We start from the raw sequence: 16419 nt of genomic DNA, 5'->3' as shown, positions 1-16419 counted from the left end.
CCGGAGATCAATTACGGGACGACCCTGAGCCTAGGAGCGTGGGTCAATAGCTGGGAGTGCGTGGGTGCGGATCTGGTGCCGTTTCGTGCTGCGGATCCACAGTGCTGCAGCGCAGGCGGCGACGAAGATCATGGCGATGCCAGTGCCGGTCAGCACTTGGCGGGCCCCCAGGGCGGTGGTGAGGGGTCCGCCCAGTGCCGCGCCGACGGCTCCGTCGGCCGGTTCAGCGTCGCGCACCTCGCCGCCACCCCTGACCCCCGTCAAACCGGCGGCGGCGAGGGCAGCGCACCGAGCGCAACAATCCCGGCGCGGCTGGAGCGGTAGACGGTCCCGTCGGCGGCGGCCAGCCGGATCGGGCTTCCTCCTCCGGTGTCGCCGCCGGGCGGCTCCGACTGGTCCTGCCAGCGCAGTTCACCCGTCGCGAGGTCGAACGCGTACAGCTGGTCGTCGCCCGCGTCGGCGTACACGCCACCACCCGCGGCAGCGGTCATGGCTGTCGGCCCGGGGCGGCTGCCGACGGGGACGTCAGCGGACCAGCGCCGGTCTCCGGTGTCCGCGTCCAGCGCGTGCAGGCGGGCCCCGCCGAACACGAAGACCGTCCGGTCGGCCGCCGACAGCGGGCAGGTCACCCGGCCGTACTGGAAGGAGCCCCAGAGCACCTCTCCGGTCGCCCCCTCCAGTGCCGTGACGACCGTGCCGCCCAGCCCCTCGGACGTGTGGAACAGAGCTCCCCGGTGGGCGGTGAGCGGGCCGGTGACGGCGACCTTGTGTTCCCACAGCTGCTCGCCGGTGCGCGCGTCCAGGGCGACGACCCCGGTCGACTCACCGGCCGCGTACACGGTGCCGCCGTCGAGGGCCAGGGCGTCCGCGTGGAGCACCGGGCCCGTCCAGCGCGGCTTGCCGGTGGCCAGATCGAAGCAGCGCACGGAGCTCCCGTGCGCCGCGAACACGCTGTCGCCGCTGACGGCGGGGCGTTGCTTCCCAGCGAACTGGGACCAGTACGGTGCGGCCGCCTCCCAGCGCTGCTCCCCCGACTCCGCGTCCAGGACCCGCAGGTGGGTGTCGGTGGCCACGCACACCGTCCCCTCTCCGGCGGCCAGTGGCCAGCCGCCCTGCGGGTCGGCGTCGTGGGGCGTGCTGACGGAGTGGCTCCAGCGGACCTCGCCGGTGCGCGGGTCGAGGGCTCGCACGCTGCGATCGAACCCGGAGACGTAGAGGGCCTGTTGGCGGCCGGTGGACAGCTCCAGCCGCCCGCTCGCGGCGGTCGTCTGCCAGAGCCGCGGACCATGTGAGTTCCTCCGGCGGAACCATTCGTTGACACCCGCCGCGGCCGCGAGGGCACCCAGGCCCGCGACGCCCATCAGCAGCTTTCGGCGGCTGACCAGGCGCCGGACCGGCGGCGTCGACCCGGCCTGCGCATCATCCGCCGCAGGCTTCGGCACATCGGCCGTCGTTTCAGTCGTCACGTCCGTCGCCGCGCCGTCCGTCACGGCCTCCGGCACGACATCCGGCACGACCTCGCGCGTCCCGTCCGGCGCGGCATCCCGTCTCGCATCCTCGTTCACGCCAGACAGGACTTCGCACCCCGCCCCGGGGTTGTACCGGACCCGGAAGAAGATCACGAGCGACCCCGGCCGCCGCTACTACGTCTTCCGCAGCTCCGGCGCCGGCGCCCCGATCAGCAGTCGCCGCACCGCGTCCCAGGCCGCGCGCAGGGCGGCCGCGCAGGCCCGGGTGTCGGCGCCGAGGAGGCGCAGCCAGGCTCCGCTGTCCTGCGGCAGCACGCTCACGCCGTACAGCAGCGAGCGGTCCCGGTCGGCCACCGCCTCGTGCAGGGCGTCCGCGATCCGGCCCGCCGGGGCGAGCGGGCTGAGGACGTACAGGCTGGACATCACGTCGTGCCCGGCCAGTACCGCCGGGCCGGTGACGCCGCTGCCCCCGCCCGCCGAGGGTTCCAGGCGGACGGTGTCCAGTGCCACCAACTCGCCGTCCGGGCGGCGGACTTCGAGGTCGGAGGCGAGCACCCGGTAGGCGTTGCGCTCGCCTCGAGCGAGTCGGCCGGCCAGGATGGTCTCGCCGGCGAGCACCGTCGCGCCCGGGTCGACGGTGAGGACGGTTCGCTGGTAGAGGCGCGAGTCGACGAAGGGGATCACCGGCTCGGGCAGGTACTCGACGTAGGCGCGCGGGCCGGCCGTCAGGTTGACCAGCTGCGTCGCGTAGTCGTGTTCCATCCGGTAGACCTTGGTGGCCGCCTGGGTGGTGAGGTGGACGGCCGTGTCGGCGCCGCAGTGCAGGTCGGTGCGGAGCCGGTCGGCTTGGAGGATGCCGCCGCCGGTGGACATCAGGAAGGTGACGGCGAGGTCGGGGCGGGCCGGGTCGAAGTACAGCGGGCGCATGATCTGCAGCGGTGACTTCTGGTAGTGGCCGGTGAGTTCGGTACGCCCGCCGATCTTCTCGAAGGCCAGTTCCAGCAGCCCGACCTTGCCGGGACTCCCGACCGCGAGGGTGTCGGGCGTCCCGGCGAAGCGCCGGACCGCGTACGGGACGCGGGCCGGCTCGTAGTGCCGGGGGTCGAGCCGGGGCACCGCCGAAGCCGCCACCGCCGAGGAACCCGGAGGAGCCGAGGAAACCGGAGGAGCCACCACAGCCGAGGAAGCCGCCACAGCCGGGGAAGCCGTCATGCCGGAACCGTCCGGAAGGTCTCCAGGAAGGCCGCGATCTCCTCCAGCCCTTCCCCCGTCAGGCAGTTGGTGAGCACGACCGGGCCGCCCTCGCGCACCCGGTGGGCGTCGGACTCCATCACCCCGAGGTCGGCGCGGACGTACTGGGCGATGTCGATCTTGTTGATGACCAGCAGGTCCGACTCGGTGATGCCCGGGCCGCGCTTGCGGGGCATCTTCTCGCCCTCGGCGGTGTCGAGGACGAAGAGGAAGAGGTCCACCAACACCGGGCTGAAGGTCAGCGTGAGGTTGTCCCCGCCGGACTCGAAGAGCAGGGTGTCGACGTCCGGGAAGCGCTCCAGCATCTCGGCGCCGGCCGCGAGGTTCATCGTCGGGTCGTCCCGGACGGCGGTGTGCGGGCAGGCGCCGGTCTCCACGCCGACCACCCGCTCGGGGTCCAGTACCCCGGCCAGGGTGCGCCGCACGTGCTGGGCGTCCTCCTGGGTGTAGATGTCGTTGGTGATGACCGCCGGGCGGTGGCCTCGGGCGATCAGCACCGGGACGAGCGCCTCGATCAGCGCCGTCTTGCCGGAACCCACCGGCCCACCGATGCCCACGCGGAGCACGTTCTCGGTCAACTCTCCTCCTCTGATGGTCCGTTGTGCCGTGTGCGGATGCAGGGGGTCAACTCATGAACAGCCGGGCCTCCGCCCGCTCGTGCCGCCCGGACATCGCGTCGGCGACCGGCACGCAGCCGCCCAGGTCCGCCAGGTCACGCTCCAGGGCGGCGGATACGACCTCCCGGATCACCGGGGAGGCCGCCCGCAGCACCACCTGCGCCTTGCGGTGATCGGTCAGCCGGAGCCGCAGCGCCGCGCCGACGAAGCTGGTGCAGAACGCGAACAGGTCGCTGGTGACGGCTTGGTGGACCGGAACGCCGGCCGAGGCGTACGCCACCCCGGCCGCCACCGCCTGGCAGCCGGGGGCGCGCTTCTCCGCGACCAGCTCGGCGTACCGTTCCAGCGGCGCGCCGCCCACCGACTCCCGGGCGATGTCCAGGAGTTGGCGTCCGGTTCGGGTGGCGGCCAGGCGCAGCTCGCGGTTGAGCCTGGTGGCGTGAAGCCGCTGGTCGGTCTCGGCGAGCAGCTCCCAGTCACCCGCCGTGGCGGCCCGGTGGGCCAGGACCAGGGCCGTGGCGTCGGACGGTCCGACGCCGTGCCGCAGCAGGTCGGCGAGCAGCTCGGGCAGGGTGTCCGGGGTGACGGCCTTGGCCTGGGCGTAGCCCTCCAGGCCGTGCGAGAGGGTGTAGAAGCCGCTGGGGAAGGCCGAGTCGGTCAGTTGGAGGCAGACCAGCAGCGTGTCCAGGCCGCCCGGCCCGTCCGGACCCTCCGAACCGCCCGAACCACCCATACCCTCCGGACCACCCGGAAGGCCCGGAAGGCCCGGAAGGCCCGGAAGGCCCGGACCGCCTTCGGCGCCGGTGCTCACGCGAGGTAGAACAGGTGGTTGAGCGGCAGCTCGCGGGCCGGTTCGATGGTGGCCGGCGCACCGTCCAGGGTGACCTTGTACGTCTCCGGGTCGACCGCGATCTTCGGCAGCGCGTCGTTGCGCACCATGTGCTGCTTGCCGACGGAGCGGCACCGCCGCACCGGCAGCACCCGGCTCTCCAGGCCGAGTCGGGCCGGGACCCCGAGGTCGACGGCGGCCTGCGACATGAAGGACACCCGGGTGGCCTGCCTGGCCCGCCCGTACTGGCCGAACATCGGGCGGTAGTAGACCGGTTGCGGGGTGGGCAGCGAGGCGTTCGGGTCGCCCATCAGCGCCCAGTTGATCACGCCGCCCTTGATGACCATCTTCGGTTTCGCGGCGAAGGAGTTGATCGGCCAGAGCACGATGTCGGCGAGCTTGCCGGGCTCCAGCGAGCCGATGTGGTCGGCGGTGCCGGAGGCGACGGCCGGGTTGATGGTGAGCTTGGCGAGGTAGCGCAGGACGCGGAAGTTGTCGTTGCGCTCGCTGTCGCCGGCGAGCTTGCCGCGCTGGTCCTTGCTGTGGTGGGCGGTCTGGAAGGCGCGGGTGAAGGACTCGCCGATCCGGCCCATCGCCTGCGAGTCGGAGGAGAAGATCGAGATGACGCCTTCGTCGTGCAGCACGGTCTCGGCGGCGATGGTCTCGGCGCGGACCCGGGAGTCGGCGAAGGAGACGTCCTCGGGGATGCTGTGGCTGAGGTGGTGGCAGACCATCACCATGTCCAGCAGCTCGTCCACCGAGTTGACGGTGTAGGGCAGCGTGGGGTTGGTGGAGGATGGCAGCACGTTGGGCTCGCCGGCGATCCGCATGATGTCGGGGGCGTGGCCGCCGCCCGCGCCCTCGGTGTGGAAGGTGTGGATGGTGCGGCCGTCGATCGCGGACAGGGTGTCCTCGAAGTAGCCGGACTCGTTGAGGGTGTCGGTGTGGATGGCCACCTGCACGTCGTACTCGTCGGCGACGCTCAGCGCGCTGTCGATCGCGGCCGGGGTGCTGCCCCAGTCCTCGTGCACCTTCAGGCCGCACACGCCCGCCTCGACCTGCTCGCGCAGCGCGCCGGGCAGCGAGCCGTTGCCCTTGCCCAGCAGGCCGACGTTGACCGGCAGGTCCTCGACGGCCTGGTACATCCGGTGGATGTTCCACGGGCCGGGGGTGCAGGTGGTGCCGTTGGTGCCGTCGGACGGGCCGGTGCCGCCGCCGATCAGGGTGGTGATGCCGTTGCTCAGCGCCTCCTGCACCTGCTGCGGGGCGATGAAGTGGATGTGGGTGTCGATGCCGCCGGCGGTGGCGATCAGGTGCTCGCCGGAGATCACCTCCGTGCCGGGGCCGATCACCAGCCGGGGGTGCACTCCGCTCTGGGTGTGCGGGTTGCCGGCCTTGCCGACGGCGACGATGAGGCCGTCCTTGACGCCGATGTCGCCCTTGACGACGCCGAGCACCGGGTCCATGACCACCACGTTGGTGATCACCAGGTCGAGCGCGCCCTGCGCGGAGGTCGCGGCCGGGTCCTGGGCCATCCCGTCGCGGATGGCCTTGCCGCCGCCGTAGACGGCCTCGTCGCCGTAGTGGCCATGGTTGAAGTCGCGCTCGACCTCGACCACGAGGTTGGTGTCGGCGAGGTGGAAGCGGTCGCCGACGGTGGGGCCGAAGAGGTCGGTGTACTGCTTGCGGGAGAGGATGGCCATCAGCGGTCGCCTTCCTGGTCGGCCGGGCGGGTCTCCGTCGAGAGGTTCCGTGGCCGGTCTTCCTTGTGGTCGAGGGTGGTGCCCTGGAAGCCGCGGGCGATGGCCCGGTCGACGGCGCGGGCCCGGGTGCCGGGGGCGGTGATGCCGCCGTCCACGAGGCCGGCGAAGCCCACCAGGCGGCGGTGGCCGCCGAACTCGGCGAGGGTGACGTCCCTGGTGTCGCCGGGCTCGAACCGGACGGCGGTTCCGGCCGGGATGTCCAGGTGCTTGCCGAAGGCTGCGTTGCGGTCGAAGTCGAGGGCGCGGTTGGCCTCGAAGAAGTGGTAGTGGGATCCGACCTGGATCGCCCGGTCGCCGGTGTTGCTGACCGTGACGGTGGCCTTGGCGCGGCCGGCGTTGATCTCCACCGGGTCGTCGCCGTACAGGTACGCGGCGCTGCCGGACATGGCTGGCCTTCCTCTCTGCCGGGTCAGTGCGGGACGTGTGCGGGTTCGTGGGTGTCGTGGGTGTGGCCGTGGTGCTGCCCGTGGTGCCGGTGGTGCTGCCCGCCCGGCCCGTGGCCGTGCCCGGAGCCCGGCCCGTGACTGTGCGCGTAGCCGTGCCCGTGCTCGGCGTCGAGGCCGGCCAGGATGCCGTCCTCCCCGTGCCCGAGCAGGTGCAGCGCCGCCGCCGTCCTGGCCGCGACCACCCCGGCGACGGCGGACGGCCGCAGCAGCGGGCCGCCGTCCTGTACGCCGGGCAGGGCGGTGCGCAGGGCCGGGCCGAACGAGGCCGCAACGGCCGTCACCTCGCGGGCGCCGAGCAGTCGGCAGCGTTCGGCGCCCTCGGCCGGGTCGGGGTCGCCGCCGTCGAAGGCGACCTCGACCCAGCGGTGCCGGCCGTACTGGCGGGCGAGACGGGCGATCCGGAACAGCTCGGCGTCCTCGAACGGGCCGGCCGCCGGGGCGGTGACCAGCACCGCGCCGTCGGGGGCGGCGCCGGCGGCGGCCCGCAGCCAGCCGATCAGGTGGTCGGCGGCGCCGAAGGGCGCGGTCAGGGCGAGCCGTCCGCGGCCCTCTCCGGCGACGAGCCAGCGCAGTGCCCGGGCGGTGTCGGCGATCAGCCCGGGGTCGCGGCCGAGCGTCATCGGCACGACGCACACCGGCCCGCCGCCCGCCGCGGCGAGCGCCGACCGTACGGCCTCGGTGAGCGGACGGCCTGCGGGGGCGGCGGCGTGTACGGCGGGTCCGGTGGCGTGTACGGCGGGTCCGGTCGCGACCAGCGTCGCGAGGTCCCGTCCGCCGTCGCTCTCGTGCCCGCCGGCCAGTACCACGGTGGCGGCCTGGGACCAGGTCATCGTTCAGGCACCCACCGGGTCGTGGCACGAGACCAGTTTGGTCCCGTCCAGGAACGCCGCCTCGACCTGGAGCAGCGGGAGCATCTCGCGCACGCCCGGCATGACGTCCGCGTTGCTGACGACCTGCTTGCCGATCTCCATGCACTCGGCGACGGTGCGGCCGTCCCGGGCGCCCTCCATGATGGCCTCGCTGATGAGTGCGCAGGCCTCGCTGTAGTTCAGCTTGACACCGCGGTCGCGGCGTTTGCGGGCCAGATCGGCGACGACGTAGATGTACAGCTTGTCCATCTCACGCGGCGAGAGATTCACGGGGACCACTCTTCCTTTCCGGGAATCCGATGGAGTGCGACAAAGCGGGAACTGATCGGACCGATTGGACCGCTTGGACTGCCTGCACTGCCTTCATTGCTGGAAGTCGGACGAAGTACGGGAACTCCGGGGGAACCGGATGTGGAATTCAGGTCCGGCGCAGGCCCGGGACGGCCGGCACCGCCGCCAGGAACAGCATCGTGGTCAGCACGAACGGCCAGGTGGAGGCATGGCCGCCGAAGGGCGCGGAGGCCGCGCCGAGCGCCGGGGTCAGCACGGTCGCGCCGGCCGCGCCGACCAGGGCGTAGGCCGCGCTCCGGCCGTCGGGCGCCAGCCCGTACGCGACGGTGGTGGAGACGGCGCTGCCGAGCAGCCCGTAGACGCCGAACTGTTGGCCGGCGGCGAGCAGTGCGGTCATGAAGAGGAGTCCGCACACGACGGACGGCATGAAATCGACCTGCGCCACGCCGCGCAGGACCTCCACGAACACGCTGCCGGATATCGGACGAGCCGCCACCGGGACGCTTTCCCCACCCTTTTGCCAATCCATGCTGCGCACCATTTCCGGTACGGCCGGCCTGCCTGGAAGTCGGACCCGGCGATCCCTCCGGAACCGTACTCCTACGGATTGTGAAGTCCAGGGGGAGCGGAGTGTCATGTCAAATCCACGAAGGGTGACCATCGGGCCACTGAACTGCAACAATATGTTGAAGTCGATGCCCGTCGGGTTCGTTGCAGGGAGAAATCCTTTGCGAAGTTTTACTGACGGTTGGCATCCCGGTCGGCCTCCGCGGCACCGAGCTGCCGGGCCAGGAACCGCTCGAACGAGTCCAGTTGGGGCTCCGGCACGTCCAGGTGGCCCCCGGGGTTGGCGTGCAGCGTCTTCTCCGGGGACCCCAGCGCGCCGAACAGTGCGAGCGCCCCCTCGCGCCGGACCAGCCGGTCGTCCCACTGGAGCAGGAACTCCACCGGCACGCCGACCCGACCCGCCGCCTCCGTCTGCGACGCGTGCCCCGGCGCGTCCAGCGCCACCGCCGCGAACCCGTGCCGCCGTACACACCGGTGCGCCCGGTCCACCAGCCCCGGCCCCAGCTTGTGCTGGCCGCCGCCGTGCCCCAGCAGCACCAGCGGCCGCCCACCGAGGGGCGGCCCGTCCGGCTGCCACAGGACACCGGGCACGCCGTCGAGGGTGAACCGGCGCCGCGTCACGCCGTCCGCGTTGGATTCCGAGCTGAAGTGCACCCGGCCATCATGGCTCCCGACACACGTTCGAGTCCCGGCTTTTCACCGCTGCCACCGGGAGCCGCCGCCACCGGAGCCACTGCCACCGGAGCCACTGCCACCGGAGCCTCCGCAGCCGGAACCTCCGCCGCTGACGGAGCGGCTACGCGCCCGGGGCGGGCTCGCCGAGGAAGGACAGGAGGAGGGCGGTGATCTCGGCGGGGCGCTCCAGGCTGGGGAGGTGGCCGGCCCAGGGGAGTTCCCGGTGGCGGGCGTCGGGGAGGAGGGTGGGGAGGGCGGCGGCGATGTCGCGGAAGTCCTGGAAGTCGTGGGCGCCGGCCACGGCCAGGGTGGGGGCGGTGATCCGGCCGAGGTCGACGTCCTCGCGGTCGGGGCCGATCGTCGCCTCCAGCTGGACGTCGAAGGCGTGGCGCTGCATCAGCCGGACCTGCGCGCGGGCCTGCTCGTCGGCGTCCGGGCCGAGCCAGCCGTCGACGTTCAGCTCGACGGCCGCGTCGAGGTCCCCGGCCTCGATCAGTTCGTCCTCGCGGTCGCCGAAGGCGCGCAGGGCGTCGCTGGGCTGGTGTCCGGGCATGGCCGCGCAGAGCAGGGCCAGCCTGGTGACCGCCTCGGGGCGCAGCGCGGCCGCGGTCAGGGCGATCCGGCCGCCGTGGGAGGCGCCGACCAGGGTGGCGGTCTCGATGCCCAGGTGGTCGAGCACGGCCAGGACGTCCCCGGTGTCGCTGTAGGGGCTCTCCGCGAGCGGTGTGTCGCCGAAGCCGCGGAAGTCACAGCGGACCACCCGGTACCCGGCGTCGATCAGCGGCTGCCACTGCGCGTCCCACATCCGCCGGTCGCACACCGAGGAGTGCAGCAGCACCACGGCGGGCCCACTGCCTGCTACGTCATGAGAAATGATCATCCGGCGGATGTTAGTGCCCTCGTCCCCGTTCCCCAAGCGATTTGAAGTCGCCGCGCCCGCCGGTAAGCGCTTGCGGCGGTCCCCGGGCTCTGGACGGGTGAAGGAGGTGCTCGGAGGTGCTCATGGGAGATGCGAAGAGCGAGCGGGACGACGGGTTCCAGGCGTTCATCGTCGCGGCCTGGCCCCGCCTGGTGCGGACGGCGTACCTGCTGGCCGGCGAGCAGTACGCGGCCGAGGACCTGGTGCAGTCCGCCGCCGAGAAGGCCTGCGCGGCCTGGTCGAGGGTGCGCCGGGCCGACGATCCGTACGCCTACGTGCGGCGGATCCTGGTCAACCAGCACGCCCGCCGCTGGCGCCGCCGGGCGCCGGAGCTGCTGGTGGACGCGGTACCGGACGCGGCGGGGACCGAGGACGGCTTCGCCCGCTCCGACCAGCGCGGGGCCCTGCTGGCCGCGCTGGCCACCCTGCCGCCGCGTCAGCGCGAGGCGGTGGTGCTGCGGCACTGGGAGGACCTGAGCGACAGCCAGACGGCTGCGGCGATGGGCTGCTCGGTGGGCGCGGTGCGCAGCCACGCCGCGAAGGGCATCGCGCGGCTGCGGCAGGTCACGGCACTGGTGGAACTCAAGGACACGACGCACATCGGAGGAACGGCATGAGGCGCGGAACGGACCAGGAGCCGGGCGGGACGGGCGTGGACGACGGCAGGGACGTGTGGGTCGGCCTCGGCCTGGCCGAGGCGGCGGCCGGCGCGCGGATCGGTCCGGCGCCGGTGGCGGACATCGTGGCGGGCGGCCGCCGGCTGCGGCACCGCCGCCGTGCGGTGGTCGGCGCGGTGGCGCTGGCCGCGGTGGTGGCGCTGACCGGCGGAGCGCTGGCGCAGCTGCGCCCGGGCCCGGCGCCCGCCCACGGGGTCGGCCCGGCGGGCGTCGGCGCCGTGCTCGGACCGGCGACCGCCGCGCCCTCGACGACCGCCGCGCCCTCGGCGACCGCCGCGGTGCGTGACCCGCTCACCCCGGTCCGGGTGCTGCTGGGCCAGGGCATGGCCCCGGACGGCAAGCAGTGGCAGCTGTGGGAGGCGCTGTGGCCGGAGGCCCCACGGGAGCGGGCGTTCGAGCAGGCGACGGCGGTATGGAAGGAGCGCAGCCGCTACGACTCGGCGGTGGCCGAACCGACGGAGGAGTACGTCCGGCGGTACTGGCAGCCCGACTTCGATGTCGTCGACGTCTACTTCACCGTGGACGGGGTGCGGCAGAGCCATGACTCCGAGGGCGTCCAGCCGGCCCCGGGCAAGGTCGACCCGCGCAGCCGGACCACCGTCGGCGGCGGTCTGGTCGGCCACCGGGGCAAGGGGGACACCGTGGCCCCGCTCGACGTGGTGCTGCTCTCGCTCGGCCCGGACGTCGGCCGGGTGGTGGTGACCTGGACCGACGGCACCTCCACCGAGCCGCCGCCCGTCACCGTGGCCGACTCCCCCGTCCGCGCGGTGGTGGTGCCCCGCCCGGGGGCGAAGCGGGCGAGCTCCTGGCAGTTCTTCGACAGGGACGGCAACGTGCTTCCGAACGCCGGCGCCAAGTACCTGACCGAGCCAGGCTTCTGAGGACGCCCGCCCGACGCCCCCTCAGCCGAGCAGCAGCTTCGCGGCCGCCGCCGCGCCGTCCGTGCGGATGCCGGCGGCGAGGGCGGCGGCGCGCTCGCGGGTGGCGGGGGCGAGGGCGTGGCGCAGGGCGGCGGTGAGGGACTCGGTGGTCGGGGTCGGGCCGTCGTGGGCGGCACCGATGCCCAGCGCCGCCACCCGCGAGGCCCAGTACGGCTGGTCCACCATCTGCGGGACCAGCACCTGGGGCACCCCCGCCCGGGCGGCCGTGGTGGTGGTGCCGGCGCCGCCGTGGTGGACGACGGCGGCGACCCTCGGGAACAGCGCCTGCTGGTTGACTTCGCCGACCGCGAAGCAGTCCCCGGCCCCGTCCACCTCGGCGAGCCGGGCCCAGCCGCGGCCGAGCAGCACCCGCCGGCCCTGGGCGCGGACGGCCTCGACAGCCACCCGGGCGGCGCCCGCCGGGTCGCGCAGCGGCATGCTGCCGAAGCCGACGTACACCGGCGCCTCACCGGCGCCCAGGAAGGCCGACAGGTCGGCGGGCAGCGGTCGTTCGTCCGGCAGGATCCACGCGCCGGTCTGCACCGCCTCGGGCCACCCCGCCCCGACCGGCCTCGGCCAGGGGTCGAGCAGCGGGTCGGTGGCCAGCCACGGCCGGCCGGTGAGGACGTGGTCCCGGACGTTGTCGACCTCGGGCAGTCCGACCGCCGCCCGGTGGGTGTTGACCGCCTCCCCGAACAGCGCGTTCATCGTCCCGATGTTGAGCTCCCACAGCTCCCGGCGGTCGGTCACCTCCGGCGGGTACGGCGCCATCGGGTACTCGAAGGGCCGGTGGTGCGGGGAGGGCAGCACGGTCGGTTGGAGGGCGACGTACGCGAAGCGGGCGCCCAGCCGCTCGGCCGCCGACTGCGCGCCGGCCGCCGCCGGGAACAGGCCGGTGGCCACCACCGCGCCGCCCGGCTCGGCCGCCCCGAGCACCGCCGCGTGGAACTGCTCGACCAGTCGGGCGGCGCGCTCGGAGATGCCCGAGGGCGCCGGCGGCCCGCTGACCAGCGCGCGCACCGACTGCCCGACCGGCACCACGTCCACCCCGGCCTCGGCCAGCCGAGCCGCGAACTCCTCGTCCGGCGGCGCGCACACCCGCACCGGGGCGCCCAGCTCCTCCAGCCGCAGCGCCAGCGCGGCCATCGGCTCGACGTCCCCACGCGACCCGTACGTCGACAACACCACTCGCACGTCGAACTCCCCGTTCTTTCCCCGGCTTCGTGTCCTTGAGCCGGTGATTCTGCGGCATCACCGGGGCCTTGTGGCAAGGCCCCCCGTGCGCTATAGCTTGAGAGTGGCGAGGAGTGGGGCCAGCCTCCTCGGGGCCAGCCTCCTCGGGGCCAGCCTCCTCGGGGACGGCCTCCTCCGGGCCAGCCTCCTCGGGGCTAGCCTCCTGAGAAGCGGGCCTCCTGCCAGAATCACCCCATGCGCGCGATCATCGAATCCATGGCCGGTCAACTCACCCGTGTGCCAGGCGTGGTGGGAGTGATGCTCGGCGGGAGCCGGGCCCGCGGCGAGGAGCGGCCGGAGTCGGACTGGGACCTCGGGGTGTACTACCGGGGCAGCCTCGACCTCGACGCGCTGCGTGAACTCGCCGGGCCGGGGGTCGAGGTGGCCGGCCCGGGCCGCTGGGGACCGTGGGTGAACGGCGGGGCGTGGCTGCGGGTCGACGCGGTCGCCGTGGACTGGATCCTTCGGGACCTCGACCGGGTCGGACGGGTGTGGGCGGACTGCCGCGAGGGCCGTTACGAGGTGGGGACGCAGGCCGGCCATCCGCTCGGCTTCTGGTCCCCCTGCTACCCGGGCGAGGTCGCCCTCGGGCAGCCACTGGCCGACCCCACCGGGGAGTTGACGCGGCTCAAGCGGCAGACCGCCGACTACCCGGAGCCGCTGCGCGAGGCCCTCACCGCGGCCACCTGGGAGGCCGGCTTCCTGCTGGACACCGCCGCGAAGAGCGCCGTCCGCGCCGACGCCCTGCACGTCTCGCTCTGCCTGTCCCGCGCCGTCGGCATCCTGGTCCAGGCGCTGTACGCCCACCACCGCCGCTGGTGCCTCAACGAGAAGGGTGCCCTGGCAGTGGCGGAGCAACTGCCCGACACGCCAAGGGACTTCGGCAAGGTCGCACGCGGCCTGCTCGCCGCACCCGGCGGGTCGGCGGCGGAACTGACGGCCACCGTCACCCGGGCCCGGGAGCTGACCCGGGAGACGGTGGCCGTGTTGGGCCGCTGAACCGGGCACCATCCCCACCCGACGGCCCGGGCCCCGGCCAGTGAGCTCCCCGCGCTGCGGGAAACCTCAGGGCGGGGAACTGCGGTTTTCCGCAGGAGGTTCGCCGGAAACCCGCATACCGCCGCTGACCTGCGATTTCTAGCGTGGAGGGCAGAGCCGAGCGCACCGGCGCCGGCACCCCTGCCCCCTGGAGAACCGCATGCAGCACACCGTCCTCGCCATCGCCCAGCAGCCCGCCGACGGGTTCGCCGGCTGGGCGGCCGACCTGGTGGACACCATGGGCGGCCCCGGCGCCGGCCTGGCGATCGCGCTGGAGAACCTGTTCCCGCCGCTGCCCAGCGAGGTGATCCTGCCGCTGACGGGCTTCGCCGCCGGGCAGGGCGTGATCAGCCTCGCGTCCGCGCTGACCTGGACCACTCTCGGGTCGGTCGTCGGGGCCGTCGTCCTGTACTGGCTGGGCGCGTTGTTCGGCCGGGAGCGGATGCACGCGATCTGGGCCCGGCTGCCACTGGTCAAGGCCTCCGACCTGGAGCGCACCGAGGCCTGGTTCGCCCGGCACGGGACGAAGGCGGTGCTGCTGGGCCGGATGGTGCCGATCTTCCGCAGCCTGATCTCCGTCCCGGCCGGGGTCGAGCGGATGCCGCTGCCCGCGTTCGTCATGCTGACCACGATCGGCAGCCTGGTGTGGAACAGCGTGCTGGTGATGGCCGGGTTCCTGCTCGGGGACCGCTGGGACGCGGTGGAGACGTACGTGGGCCTGCTCTCCAAGGCGGTCCTGGTGGTGGTCGTGGTGGCCGTGGCCGGGTACGTCGTGATGCGCTGGCGCGGGCGCAACAGCGCCGCCCAGCACCGCCGCGCCCGGTGAGCGGGCCGACCGGCCGCAACGGCCCGAGCCACCCGGCCGATCCCGCCGATCCCGCCGATCCCGCCGGCCTCGGCGCCCCCGTAAGCTCGGACCCCGTGCAGGGGGATGGAACAGACACCACGTCATGGCCGCGCCGCGCCACCGGTTTCCTGCTCGGCTGCCCGAGCGCCGTCCTCGCCGCGCTGTACCTGCTGCTGGCCGGCGCCGTCCTCGGCCCGTTCCTGCTCTGGCCGCGCACCCGCCCGTACGCGGCGCCGGGCCTGCTGTCAGGGGTGCGCCGGCTGGCCGCCCTGGAGCGGGCCCGGCGCAGCGCGTTCTTCGGCGACCGCTTCCCGCGCCACTACCGGGCGGACGAGGGCAGGCTGCTGCGCTACCTGGTGGTGCGCAGCGGCGGCGGGCTGGTCGCCGGGGTGGTGCTGGGGCTGCTGGTCTTCGGGCTGGCCCTGGCCGTGCTGCTGGTCGGCGGGGTGCTGCGCGGCTCGCTGGGCTGGGAGGAGTTGGCGACCCAGGTGCTGCTCGGCGGGGTGCTGCTCTTCCTGGCCGTGCAGGGCCTGTTCTCGCTGGCCGCGCTGGACGCCAGGAGCGCGCGGGAGTGCTTCGGGCCGTCCGAGGCCGAGCTGCTGCGCCGCCGGATCGCCGAACTCGCGGACAGCCGGGCCGCGGTGGTGCGGGCGGTGGACACCGAGCGGCGGCGGATCGAGCGGGACCTGCACGACGGCGTGCAGCAGCGGGTGGTGGCGCTGGCGATGCTGCTCGGCCGGGTGCGGCGCGGTCTGGACCGCCACCGGGACCCGGAGCGGACGGAGGCGCTGCTGCGCCAGGCGCACCGGGAGGCGCAGGAGTTGCTGACCGAGCTGCGCGAGGTGGCCTGGCGGGCGTACCCGTCGGCGCTGGACACCCTGGGGCTGGAGGAGGCGCTGGGCGGGGTGGCCGAGCGCTGCGCCATCCCGCTGCGGCTGCGCTACGAGGTGGCCGGTCCGCTCCCCGAACCCGTGCGGACCGCCGCCTACTTCGTGGTGTCCGAGTGCGTCACCAACGCGGCCAAGCACTCGGCCGCCTCGGCGATCTCGGCCCGGGTCGAGGGGACCGCCACCCTGCTCACCGTACGGGTCGAGGACGACGGCGGCGGTGGCGCGGACCCGACGGGCAGCGGCCTGACCGGCCTGCGCGGGCGGGTCGCCGCGCTGGACGGTACCCTCCACGTCCACAGCCCCGTCGGGGGGCCGACCGTCATCACCGCGGAGCTGCCATGCGCGTGACCCTCGCCGAGGACTCGACCCTGCTGCGGGAGGGCCTGGTCCGGCTGCTCGCCGAGGAGGGGCACGAGGTGCTGGCCGCGGTCGGCGACGCGACGGCGCTGACGGCGGCGGTGGCGGAGCAGCCGCCGGACATCGTGGTGGTGGACATCCGGATGCCGCCGACCCACACCGACGAGGGGCTGCGGGCGGCGGTGGAGATCCGCGAGCGGTGGCCGCAGGTCGGGGTCCTGGTGCTCTCCCAGCACATCGAACGCGGCTACGCGGCGCGACTGTTGGACGCCGGCGCGGAGCGGGTCGGCTACCTGTTGAAGGACCGGGTGGCCGAGGTGGACGAGTTCCTGGACGCCCTGGTGCGGGTCGCGGCGGGCGGCGCGGTGATCGACCCGGAGGTGGTCCGCCGACTGGTGGTGCGCACCACCCGCACCGACCCGCTGGCCCGGCTCACCCCGCGCGAGCGCAGCGTCCTGGAGGCGCTCGCCCAGGGCTGGACCAACGCCGCCATCGCGCAGCGGCTGCACGTCTCGCAGAGTGCGGTGGAGAAGAACCTCAACGCCGTCTTCGACAAGCTGGACCTGCCCCGCACCACCGACTACAACCGTCGCATCCTGGCCGTCCTGCACTACCTGGGCGCGTAGTCCCCCGGCGCGGCGGCTCCGTCCGGACCGAGGTCACCGGGGTGACCGACAGCACCGGCGACACCGGGGCCGCCGGCAGCACCGACGGCACCGACGGCAGCGAAGGCCCGGGGCCCACGGCCCGGGTCACGGCCC

Annotated in this window: 18 protein-coding genes; 6 read left to right on the top strand and 12 right to left on the bottom strand. The window is 73.9% G+C overall.

Annotated features, from left to right (window positions below):
- Positions 1 to 260: 260 nt before the first annotated feature.
- The 11 genes from ACZ5OX_RS18655 to ACZ5OX_RS18605 form a co-directional block, all read right to left on the bottom strand.
- Complete coding sequence (locus ACZ5OX_RS18655; RefSeq protein WP_465631094.1) at positions 261 to 1514, bottom strand: PQQ-binding-like beta-propeller repeat protein; 1254 nt, start codon at positions 1512 to 1514, stop codon at positions 261 to 263.
- Between the two features lie 129 nt (positions 1515 to 1643).
- Positions 1644 to 2600, bottom strand: coding sequence for an urease accessory protein UreD (locus tag ACZ5OX_RS18650; RefSeq protein ID WP_465631092.1), 957 nt, complete (start codon positions 2598 to 2600; stop codon positions 1644 to 1646).
- Between the two features lie 77 nt (positions 2601 to 2677).
- Positions 2678 to 3298 (bottom strand): urease accessory protein UreG, encoded by a 621-nt coding sequence (gene ureG, locus ACZ5OX_RS18645; RefSeq protein ID WP_465631090.1) that lies wholly within the window; start codon positions 3296 to 3298, stop codon positions 2678 to 2680.
- Between the two features lie 46 nt (positions 3299 to 3344).
- The gene (locus tag ACZ5OX_RS18640) at positions 3345 to 4070 is read right to left on the bottom strand and encodes an urease accessory protein UreF (protein ID WP_465631088.1); all 726 of its coding nucleotides are present in this window, start codon (positions 4068 to 4070) and stop codon (positions 3345 to 3347) included.
- A gap of 74 nt (positions 4071 to 4144) precedes the next feature.
- Positions 4145 to 5869 (bottom strand): urease subunit alpha, encoded by a 1725-nt coding sequence (gene ureC, locus ACZ5OX_RS18635; RefSeq protein ID WP_465631086.1) that lies wholly within the window; start codon positions 5867 to 5869, stop codon positions 4145 to 4147.
- A complete protein-coding gene (locus ACZ5OX_RS18630; RefSeq protein ID WP_465631084.1) occupies positions 5869 to 6315 on the bottom strand; it encodes an urease subunit beta in 447 nt (148 codons plus the stop codon). Before ACZ5OX_RS18630 ends, ureC begins: the two co-directional genes overlap by 1 nt.
- Positions 6316 to 6338: 23 nt before the next feature.
- On the bottom strand, positions 6339 to 7205 hold the full coding sequence (locus ACZ5OX_RS18625; protein WP_465631083.1) for a sirohydrochlorin chelatase family protein: 867 nt from the start codon (positions 7203 to 7205) through the stop codon (positions 6339 to 6341).
- Between the two features lie 3 nt (positions 7206 to 7208).
- A complete protein-coding gene (locus ACZ5OX_RS18620; RefSeq protein WP_033349169.1) occupies positions 7209 to 7514 on the bottom strand; it encodes an urease subunit gamma in 306 nt (101 codons plus the stop codon).
- A gap of 148 nt (positions 7515 to 7662) precedes the next feature.
- A complete protein-coding gene (locus ACZ5OX_RS18615) occupies positions 7663 to 8031 on the bottom strand; it encodes an urea transporter (RefSeq protein ID WP_465631081.1) in 369 nt (122 codons plus the stop codon).
- 242 nt (positions 8032 to 8273) lie between these two features.
- The gene (locus tag ACZ5OX_RS18610) at positions 8274 to 8756 is read right to left on the bottom strand and encodes a hypothetical protein (protein WP_465631080.1); all 483 of its coding nucleotides are present in this window, start codon (positions 8754 to 8756) and stop codon (positions 8274 to 8276) included.
- A 142-nt stretch (positions 8757 to 8898) separates the two neighbouring features.
- A complete protein-coding gene (locus ACZ5OX_RS18605) occupies positions 8899 to 9657 on the bottom strand; it encodes an alpha/beta fold hydrolase (RefSeq protein ID WP_465631078.1) in 759 nt (252 codons plus the stop codon).
- Positions 9658 to 9779: 122 nt separating this feature from the next.
- Here ACZ5OX_RS18605 and ACZ5OX_RS18600 point away from each other — a divergent pair, with 122 nt between their 5' ends.
- Positions 9780 to 10313 (top strand): SigE family RNA polymerase sigma factor, encoded by a 534-nt coding sequence (locus ACZ5OX_RS18600; RefSeq protein ID WP_392913762.1) that lies wholly within the window; start codon positions 9780 to 9782, stop codon positions 10311 to 10313.
- Positions 10310 to 11254 carry a hypothetical protein gene (locus ACZ5OX_RS18595; RefSeq protein WP_465631076.1) on the top strand — a complete coding sequence of 315 codons (945 nt, stop codon included), beginning with the start codon at positions 10310 to 10312 and terminating at the stop codon, positions 11252 to 11254. The genes ACZ5OX_RS18600 and ACZ5OX_RS18595 overlap by 4 nt, the downstream gene beginning before the upstream one ends.
- 21 nt (positions 11255 to 11275) lie before the next feature.
- On the opposite strand, the gene ACZ5OX_RS18590 is transcribed toward ACZ5OX_RS18595, so the two are convergent.
- Positions 11276 to 12487, bottom strand: coding sequence for a glycosyltransferase (locus ACZ5OX_RS18590; RefSeq protein WP_465631075.1), 1212 nt, complete (start codon positions 12485 to 12487; stop codon positions 11276 to 11278).
- Between the two features lie 234 nt (positions 12488 to 12721).
- Between ACZ5OX_RS18590 and ACZ5OX_RS18585 the strand changes: the two genes are divergently transcribed.
- The 4 genes from ACZ5OX_RS18585 to ACZ5OX_RS18570 all read left to right on the top strand — a co-directional run bounded on the left by ACZ5OX_RS18585 (position 12722) and on the right by ACZ5OX_RS18570 (position 16284).
- Positions 12722 to 13525 carry a nucleotidyltransferase domain-containing protein gene (locus ACZ5OX_RS18585; protein ID WP_465631074.1) on the top strand — a complete coding sequence of 268 codons (804 nt, stop codon included), beginning with the start codon at positions 12722 to 12724 and terminating at the stop codon, positions 13523 to 13525.
- Positions 13526 to 13724: 199 nt separating this feature from the next.
- Complete coding sequence (locus ACZ5OX_RS18580; protein ID WP_465631072.1) at positions 13725 to 14390, top strand: DedA family protein; 666 nt, start codon at positions 13725 to 13727, stop codon at positions 14388 to 14390.
- Between the two features lie 95 nt (positions 14391 to 14485).
- Positions 14486 to 15649, top strand: a complete 1164-nt coding sequence (locus ACZ5OX_RS18575; RefSeq protein WP_465631071.1) for a sensor histidine kinase — start codon at positions 14486 to 14488, stop codon at positions 15647 to 15649.
- Positions 15640 to 16284, top strand: a complete 645-nt coding sequence (locus ACZ5OX_RS18570) for a response regulator transcription factor (protein WP_465631069.1) — start codon at positions 15640 to 15642, stop codon at positions 16282 to 16284. Before ACZ5OX_RS18575 ends, ACZ5OX_RS18570 begins: the two co-directional genes overlap by 10 nt.
- Positions 16285 to 16419: the final 135 nt, after the last annotated feature.

Source organism: Kitasatospora sp. NPDC032121 (assembly GCF_055580145.1).
This window is presented reverse-complemented; position numbering and strand designations above follow the sequence as displayed.

Bases quoted from the DNA above. Each gene is read 5' to 3' on its own strand.
- ACZ5OX_RS18585 (WP_465631074.1), top strand. From the start codon at position 12,722: ATGCGCGCGATCATCGAATCCATGGCCGGTCAACTCACCCGTGTGCCA.
- ACZ5OX_RS18600 (WP_392913762.1), top strand. From the start codon at position 9,780: ATGGGAGATGCGAAGAGCGAGCGGGACGACGGGTTCCAGGCGTTCATC.
- ureC (WP_465631086.1), bottom strand. From the start codon at position 5,869: ATGGCCATCCTCTCCCGCAAGCAGTACACCGACCTCTTCGGCCCCACC.
- ACZ5OX_RS18640 (WP_465631088.1), bottom strand. From the start codon at position 4,070: ATGGGTGGTTCGGGCGGTTCGGAGGGTCCGGACGGGCCGGGCGGCCTG.
- ACZ5OX_RS18595 (WP_465631076.1), top strand. From the start codon at position 10,310: ATGAGGCGCGGAACGGACCAGGAGCCGGGCGGGACGGGCGTGGACGAC.
- ACZ5OX_RS18570 (WP_465631069.1), top strand. From the start codon at position 15,640: ATGCGCGTGACCCTCGCCGAGGACTCGACCCTGCTGCGGGAGGGCCTG.
- ACZ5OX_RS18625 (WP_465631083.1), bottom strand. From the start codon at position 7,205: ATGACCTGGTCCCAGGCCGCCACCGTGGTACTGGCCGGCGGGCACGAG.
- ACZ5OX_RS18630 (WP_465631084.1), bottom strand. From the start codon at position 6,315: ATGTCCGGCAGCGCCGCGTACCTGTACGGCGACGACCCGGTGGAGATC.
- ACZ5OX_RS18580 (WP_465631072.1), top strand. From the start codon at position 13,725: ATGCAGCACACCGTCCTCGCCATCGCCCAGCAGCCCGCCGACGGGTTC.
- ACZ5OX_RS18605 (WP_465631078.1), bottom strand. From the start codon at position 9,657: ATGATCATTTCTCATGACGTAGCAGGCAGTGGGCCCGCCGTGGTGCTG.